Origin of the sequence: Agaribacter flavus (assembly GCF_042646125.1) — a bacterium.
In the GTDB taxonomy this organism is placed as follows: Bacteria; Pseudomonadota; Gammaproteobacteria; order Enterobacterales; family Alteromonadaceae; genus Glaciecola; species Glaciecola flavus.
Genome location: NZ_JBHRSW010000009.1, coordinates 1 through 6,109, shown reverse-complemented (window position 1 = coordinate 6,109; position 6,109 = coordinate 1). Strand labels below are relative to the sequence as shown.

The following is a 6,109-nucleotide window of genomic DNA, read 5'->3' as shown; positions in this document are numbered from 1 at the left end:
TAGTACGGGTAACTACTTCGTCTTCTACTATTAGTATATTTGGAGTTTGCATGTCTTATATTTTCTTCTACGTTAACTCGAGCATTGCTAGTCAGCTTACTCGATAGGGTTTTCCCCAATCCTTTGCGTTTAGCAGCTTTGTCGTCTTTTCGCCTTGGCATAATGCTATGGCCTCGTGCCCTTAACAAGGAACGTTGCCATTACAATAGATAGCTTAAACAGTATTTCAAAAAAAAGCGCGAAATTAAAGTATCTTTTTAACAATTGCGTATGAATTTTCCAGTGAAAACAGCGCTATTAACGGAATACGTTAAAAAAATAACAAATAATTAACAAAATGTGCAGTGATTTATCTTGTGTAAACTTTCACGTACTCTTCCGCTGCTTTGAGCCATGTAAATCGAATTTTCATCGCTTCTTGCTTTATATTGTTAAAAGCCACTTTATCTTCTAAAAACAAGATTATTGCTCGCCTGATACAGCTTATCAGCGCAGTAGGTGTTGGTTCGTCAAAAGCAAAGCCATTGCCATTTTCTTCGCTAATATCGACAACCGTATCTGCAAGACCACCCACTTTTCTGACAATCGGCAGTGTTCCGTAAGCCAAGCTGTACATTTGATTTAAACCACATGGTTCAAATTCAGAGGGCATCAAGAAAAAGTCACTACCGGCTTCGATTAAATGCGCCATTTCGGGTAAAAAGTCTTCGACGAAAGACATTTTTTCGGGGTACGCTGTGGCAATCCTTGCTAGCTCGTTAGTGATGCGAGATTCACCCGTCCCCATGATCACTAATTGTACATTGTGGCTTAACATTTCTTCGAGGATCGGCAACAAGTAATCAAAGCCTTTTTGTCTGGTGGCTCTACAAACCATCCCAAAAACAGGTGTTTTACTGCTACGCGGTAGTTTATTTTTGCGCTGCAGTGCAGTTTTACAGCGTGCTTTCCCTTTCATATCATCTACAGAAAAGTTAGCGGGTATGAGTGGATCTGAACTGGGATCCCATTGACTGTAATCGCAACCATTGAGCACTCCGACTACCTTGTCACCTACTTTTCCTATTACGTCGTTGATGCCGTGGCTGCCGAGCTCTGTAAATAGTTCACGAGCGTAGGTTGGACTCACCGGACAGGTCTTATCTGCGTACAAAATTCCGGTTTTTAACATATTCAAAAAACCGTTGTGATTGTAGACTTTGCTGGCGTCAATGTGATCCAGAATACCAACCTGATCAAGACCTTCAATGCCTTGAAAAGCAGCATTGTGCAAGCTAATGATTACGCGAGAGTGGGCAAACCAATGAGGATCGGATAAGAGATCATTGCGCTGAAAGTAATCGCTTTTCAAAAAATAAGGCACCATAGCAGTGTGCCAGTCGTTAACATGCACTATGTCGGGTTTAAAGCCAAGCTCGTGGCTTGCACAAACCGCGCATAAGGAAAACAGACTGAATTTTTGTGCGTTGTTCGCCACAGAAGTATCCGTGTAGGGTGTCAATGCCTGAGAAAAATATTCGTGGTCAATGAGATATACTGGAACATTATCCAAGCTTAGCTGCTTAACTTGATAGTGGTAGCTATGATGGTTTACATGCAGTACTTGTTGCGAAATGGCGTCTGATAAGGCGAAGGTATCTGCAACTTGACGATAGTACGGCATGACAATACGTACGTCGTGTCCCAACTCAGCGAGTGCGAGTGGTAGCGACTTGCCAACGTCTGCCAAGCCACCCGTTTTAATAATGTCTTCTACTTCTGAAATAATAAAAAGAATTTGCATACTATCTTCGCTCGTTTTTTAGCTTGCTATAAGACTCACCGTTTGGTGGTTTGGTACACCGTAAATTTAGTGGACTTTGCTAACACGGTAAATTGGTTAAATGTTTGCTGAATACAATCAGCATAAGGTAAAAAGCGATTTGCTACCAAGCTCAATTTACCTTGTTTTAAACAATGTCTATAAGCATCTTGTATGAACTGCTGCGTAATTTCGTAATCATTTTTTAAGCCCGAGTGAAAAGGGGGGTTGCTTACAATATAGTCAAACTTGCCCTGTACTTCTTGCATACCGTCGCTTGCTATCAGGTCACCTTCGATTTTGTTTTCAGCTAGCGTTTGTTGCGTACAATATATTGAAAGAGCCGAAACGTCGCTGAGACATAGGGTCAGCTTAGGGTTGATACATTTAAAATAGGCGCCAATGATGCCCGTGCCACAGGCAAAATCATAGAGCTTACCACGCATTTGCCTGATCTCTTTTGCATCAGGGAATTGATCAAGTAGAAGTTTCGTGCCCGGATCTAATTCCTTGTGACCAAAAACACCCGGCAACGAACACAGCATTAGCGCTTGTCCATTGATGGAGTAGCTCTTCTTGAGCAAATATTTGTCAATAGAAAACCCAGTTAGTGCGTCTTTTTGCTTTAAGTTACCGATGAGAAGAGTACAGTGCTTTGCCCCATCGAGTTTTTGTACATCGGCCAAGTATTTTTGCATGATTTTGTCGGCGCTTTTGACGCCGCTTTTATTTTCACCAACAACAAGAACCTTGGCGTCAATGGGCAAATAATTAGCCAAGTTATCTAATAGCATATCCAACACTTGCTTTGCTTTGGGCATGTAAATCACGACGCCATTAAGTGTAGACAAGGTCTCTTCAGTAAAATATGCAGAAAATAAATGTTGATCGGGTTTAACCTCACGGCATGCGCGAAAGACATGATAAAAATGGTGTAATCCTAGGGTTTCATCCGGTAACAAGGAAAAAACCGCTGTATCTTCAGGGTTAAGGAGTGCCCATTTCCCGCTAGAAAAAACGTCTAGGTTACGTTTAATTAATTGTGAAGGTGAACTAAGCACTAACTTACTCGCTTATAAATAATGTCCCATACACCATGCCCTAGGCGCTGACCGCGCGCTTCAAACTTGGTTAGCGGGCGGTAATCAGGTCGAGGCACAAAATCACCGTCGGCAGCTGTATTTTCAAAGCCATCGTTAGCATTCATCACGGCTATCATATGCTCTGCATAATGCTCCCAATCCGTTGCCATGTGCAGTTCGCCGCCGATTTTCAATTTGTTTCTCACACTCTGAACGAATGCGTCTTGCACTATTCGACGCTTGTGATGACGCTTTTTATGCCACGGGTCGGGAAAAAACAATTGCAGGCGATCGATACTTTGCGCTTCTAAACATTGTTCAAGCACTTCAACTGCATCGTGCTCAAACACTTTCAAATTAGTCAGTCCTCGTTCGGCTGCTTCGCCTAGGCACGAGCCGACGCCAGGTTTGTGCACTTCGATACCAATGAAATCTTTTTCTGGGGCTTTTTTTGCCATTTCAACCAATGACTTGCCCATACCAAAGCCAATTTCAACAATTCGATTAGCTTGGCGACCAAAAACCTCGTTTAAGTCCAATTTACCCATGTCTACATTCAAGCCCATAGTTGGCCAGTTGTCTTCCAGAGCTTTGGCCTGAGCATTCGTTAGGCGCCCCTCGCGCTTGACAAAACTTTTTACTTTGGAGATGTAAACGCCGGCTGCTTGGGCTTCCTCAACTGAATTAAAGCGCGTCATGCAATATTGTGTCTCTTGGTTATCGAAAGGTATAAATTGCTGGTATTATCCCAGCACTTCACTTAATTGCAAAGATCAACAGGCTCTAATTATTTTGCAGAAACAATATAGCTTTAGCGAACGAATACTGAACTGGTTTGATGAACATGGCAGAAAGCACTTACCATGGCAGCAGCAGAAAACACGGTATTCGGTTTGGGTGTCTGAAATTATGTTACAGCAAACCCAAGTGACGACAGTCATTCCTTATTTTAAGGGGTTTATGCATCGGTTTCCGACTGTAATTGATTTGGCTAATGCGGAGCAGGACGAGGTTTTACATTTGTGGACGGGGCTTGGGTATTACGCGAGAGCGAGAAATTTACACAAGGCCGCGCAAAAAATCAGAGATGAATTTGCTGGTGAGTTTCCGTCGAGTTTTGACGATATAATCGCCTTACCAGGAATTGGGCGCTCTACCGCAGCGGCGATATTGTCATTGGCAGACAATCAAGCTTTTGTGATTATGGATGGCAACGTAAAACGGGTATTAGCGCGTTTTTTTGCGATTGAGGGATGGCCGGGTCAAAAAAAGATTGAAGATGAATTGTGGTGCTTAGCAGAATCACTAAAGCCTGCTGCACGTTTTGACGACTACACCCAAGCAATGATGGATATGGGAGCCACACTGTGTACGCGATCAAAACCAAAATGTGAAATTTGTCCAGTGTCTGAGCATTGTTTGGCAAATATTCAAGGACGACAAACTGAATTGCCCCACAAAAAACCTAAAAAACAACTGCCTGTAAAATCTGTCAACATGCTTATCCCTTTTTGCAAAGGAAGTGTATTTTTACAAAAGCGCCCCAGCCTTGGTATTTGGGGTGGGTTATGGGGTTTTATGGAGAGTAACGACAGTGAACTGGACTCACAAATTAGTCACTTAAGTGGTGGGGAGTCTGTTACAATAGAAACATTGCAGAGTTTTAGACATACCTTTAGCCACTTTCATTTAGATATTTCGCCCATATTAATCGAAATGCAAGAGGCAAAGCTTGAGGTGAGAGAGTCTGAACGAGCGTGGTTCCCACTTTCTGAAGATCTTCAAATTGGCTTGGCTTCGCCTACAATTAAAATATTTACACAATTAAAAGCGCGTTATTGAGGAAAGAGCATGGGTAGAACAGTGTATTGTGAACATTTACAGAAAGAAGCTGATGGACTTGATTTTCAGCTCTATCCAGGAGAAATCGGAAAGCGCATTTTCGATAATATTTCTAAAGAAGCTTTTGGCGTTTGGCAAAAGAAGCAAACCATGCTGATCAACGAAAAAAAACTCAACATGATGCAAGCAGAAGATCGAGCGTTTTTAGAGGAACAAATGCTTGCGTTTTTGTTTGAAGGCAAAGAACCCACTATCGAAGGCTATGTGCCGCCTACTAAATAAGCAAATACCAAAGCAATTGATTAATTATTGATAGAAAGGTCAAAAAAAGAGACTTTTTTCCCAATTAGCTATTGACTTGAAGGGCGTAAATCCGTTTAATACGCGTCCACAGCGAGAAGCTGATGCCTCGATAGCTCAGTTGGTAGAGCAGCGGATTGAAAATCCGCGTGTCCCTGGTTCGATCCCGGGTCGAGGCACCATTATTTAGAAACCCTGACCAGTTTTGGTCGGGGGTTTTTCGTCTCTACACCACGTAATTCGTGTGTTTCTTATTTTCATTAGATTTCATCTATTATCACAGTTAACCAAATTTAAAATACCGTTTCAAAGGGGGCACATCATTCTTAATTCTTACAATTAAAGTTTTCGTCTCTCTCCGGTAAGGGATACAAACTCACCTTCGAAAATTGATGGCTCTGGGCCTCCTTGGTCTGTTAATGTTCTCACGAACGTCGAATAATTAGTGAACATAAGTCTATTTTCATCGATACTCAATGGGATTGAGCCGGGAACAGGTGGAACTGAAACGTCTTCATCGATTGCCACTATACACAAGGTCCAATTATGATTTCTCAAATCTCTCAGATTGGCACGAGTTATTCTCGGAATTAGATAATCATAAATGAGTTTTCCGACTGCAAATACAATTTTACCGCCAGTCTGATTAACAATGTTCCCTTTTACTAGGAATTGCTCTTGTTGCCTGCGCCATGCATTCGTTTCTATGGTTCCTGCTTTAGGTACTACGGTTCGGAGGGTTGCGTTATTTCTGGCTGTGTCAGATGCCCAGTCTCTTACATGGTTACTAATGTATTTTGTTTGATTAGTTTCACCGCCACCTTGCATTTCTAATAGGATTTCGTCGATCTTTGCGAGTCCCGACTTGTTTCTCATAATATAGTCGGCTTTGTAAGTCCCTCCTGTTTCAGCTATTGGTATAGGGACTTCACGATTTACAAAAATATCTTTCTTTTTGAAATCACCCTTATAAATTGTGTTGGCTATATCCCAGAGTATTTTTTGTTGATGTGTGGTAACTGTCATTCCGCACTCACTTTCAGGATTTCAAACTGATTGGATTTGATGTTGCTCTTTTTTAAAT

General features: G+C 41.9%; 6 protein-coding genes and 1 tRNA gene. 3 read left to right on the top strand and 4 right to left on the bottom strand.

Annotation, left to right across the window (positions count from 1 at the left end; genetic code table 11):
* Positions 1–349: 349 nt before the first annotated feature.
* Genes ACFOHL_RS06835 through trmB form a run of 3 tightly spaced genes read right to left on the bottom strand, consistent with a single transcriptional unit; the run spans position 350 to position 3,581 of the window.
* Entirely contained in the window at positions 350–1,783 is a 1,434-nt protein-coding gene (locus tag ACFOHL_RS06835) for a glycogen synthase (RefSeq protein ID WP_376919468.1), read from the bottom strand.
* A 35-nt stretch (positions 1,784–1,818) separates the two neighbouring features.
* The gene (locus tag ACFOHL_RS06830) at positions 1,819–2,862 is read right to left on the bottom strand and encodes a methyltransferase (protein ID WP_376919467.1); all 1,044 of its coding nucleotides are present in this window, start codon (positions 2,860–2,862) and stop codon (positions 1,819–1,821) included.
* Entirely contained in the window at positions 2,862–3,581 is a 720-nt protein-coding gene (trmB, locus tag ACFOHL_RS06825) for a tRNA (guanosine(46)-N7)-methyltransferase TrmB (protein WP_376919466.1), read from the bottom strand. The genes ACFOHL_RS06830 and trmB overlap by 1 nt, the downstream gene beginning before the upstream one ends.
* 91 nt (positions 3,582–3,672) lie before the next feature.
* Between trmB and mutY the strand changes: the two genes are divergently transcribed.
* The 3 genes from mutY (at position 3,673) to ACFOHL_RS06810 (ending at position 5,207) form a co-directional block, all read left to right on the top strand.
* A complete protein-coding gene (gene mutY, locus ACFOHL_RS06820) occupies positions 3,673–4,725 on the top strand; it encodes an A/G-specific adenine glycosylase (RefSeq protein ID WP_376919488.1) in 1,053 nt (350 codons plus the stop codon).
* A gap of 9 nt (positions 4,726–4,734) precedes the next feature.
* Positions 4,735–5,007, top strand: a complete 273-nt coding sequence (locus ACFOHL_RS06815; RefSeq protein ID WP_376919465.1) for an oxidative damage protection protein — start codon at positions 4,735–4,737, stop codon at positions 5,005–5,007.
* Positions 5,008–5,131: 124 nt separating this feature from the next.
* Positions 5,132–5,207, top strand: a tRNA-Phe gene (locus tag ACFOHL_RS06810).
* A gap of 157 nt (positions 5,208–5,364) precedes the next feature.
* Here ACFOHL_RS06810 and ACFOHL_RS06805 read toward each other — a convergent pair.
* Entirely contained in the window at positions 5,365–6,051 is a 687-nt protein-coding gene (locus ACFOHL_RS06805) for a hypothetical protein (RefSeq protein ID WP_376919464.1), read from the bottom strand.
* Between the last annotated feature and the right edge of the window lie 58 nt (positions 6,052–6,109).

Coding starts and splice junctions, on each gene's coding strand:
- ACFOHL_RS06835 (WP_376919468.1), bottom strand. CDS start 1,783: ATGCAAATTCTTTTTATTATTTCAGAAGTAGAAGACATTATTAAAACG.
- trmB (WP_376919466.1), bottom strand. CDS start 3,581: ATGACGCGCTTTAATTCAGTTGAGGAAGCCCAAGCAGCCGGCGTTTAC.
- ACFOHL_RS06815 (WP_376919465.1), top strand. CDS start 4,735: ATGGGTAGAACAGTGTATTGTGAACATTTACAGAAAGAAGCTGATGGA.
- ACFOHL_RS06805 (WP_376919464.1), bottom strand. CDS start 6,051: ATGACAGTTACCACACATCAACAAAAAATACTCTGGGATATAGCCAAC.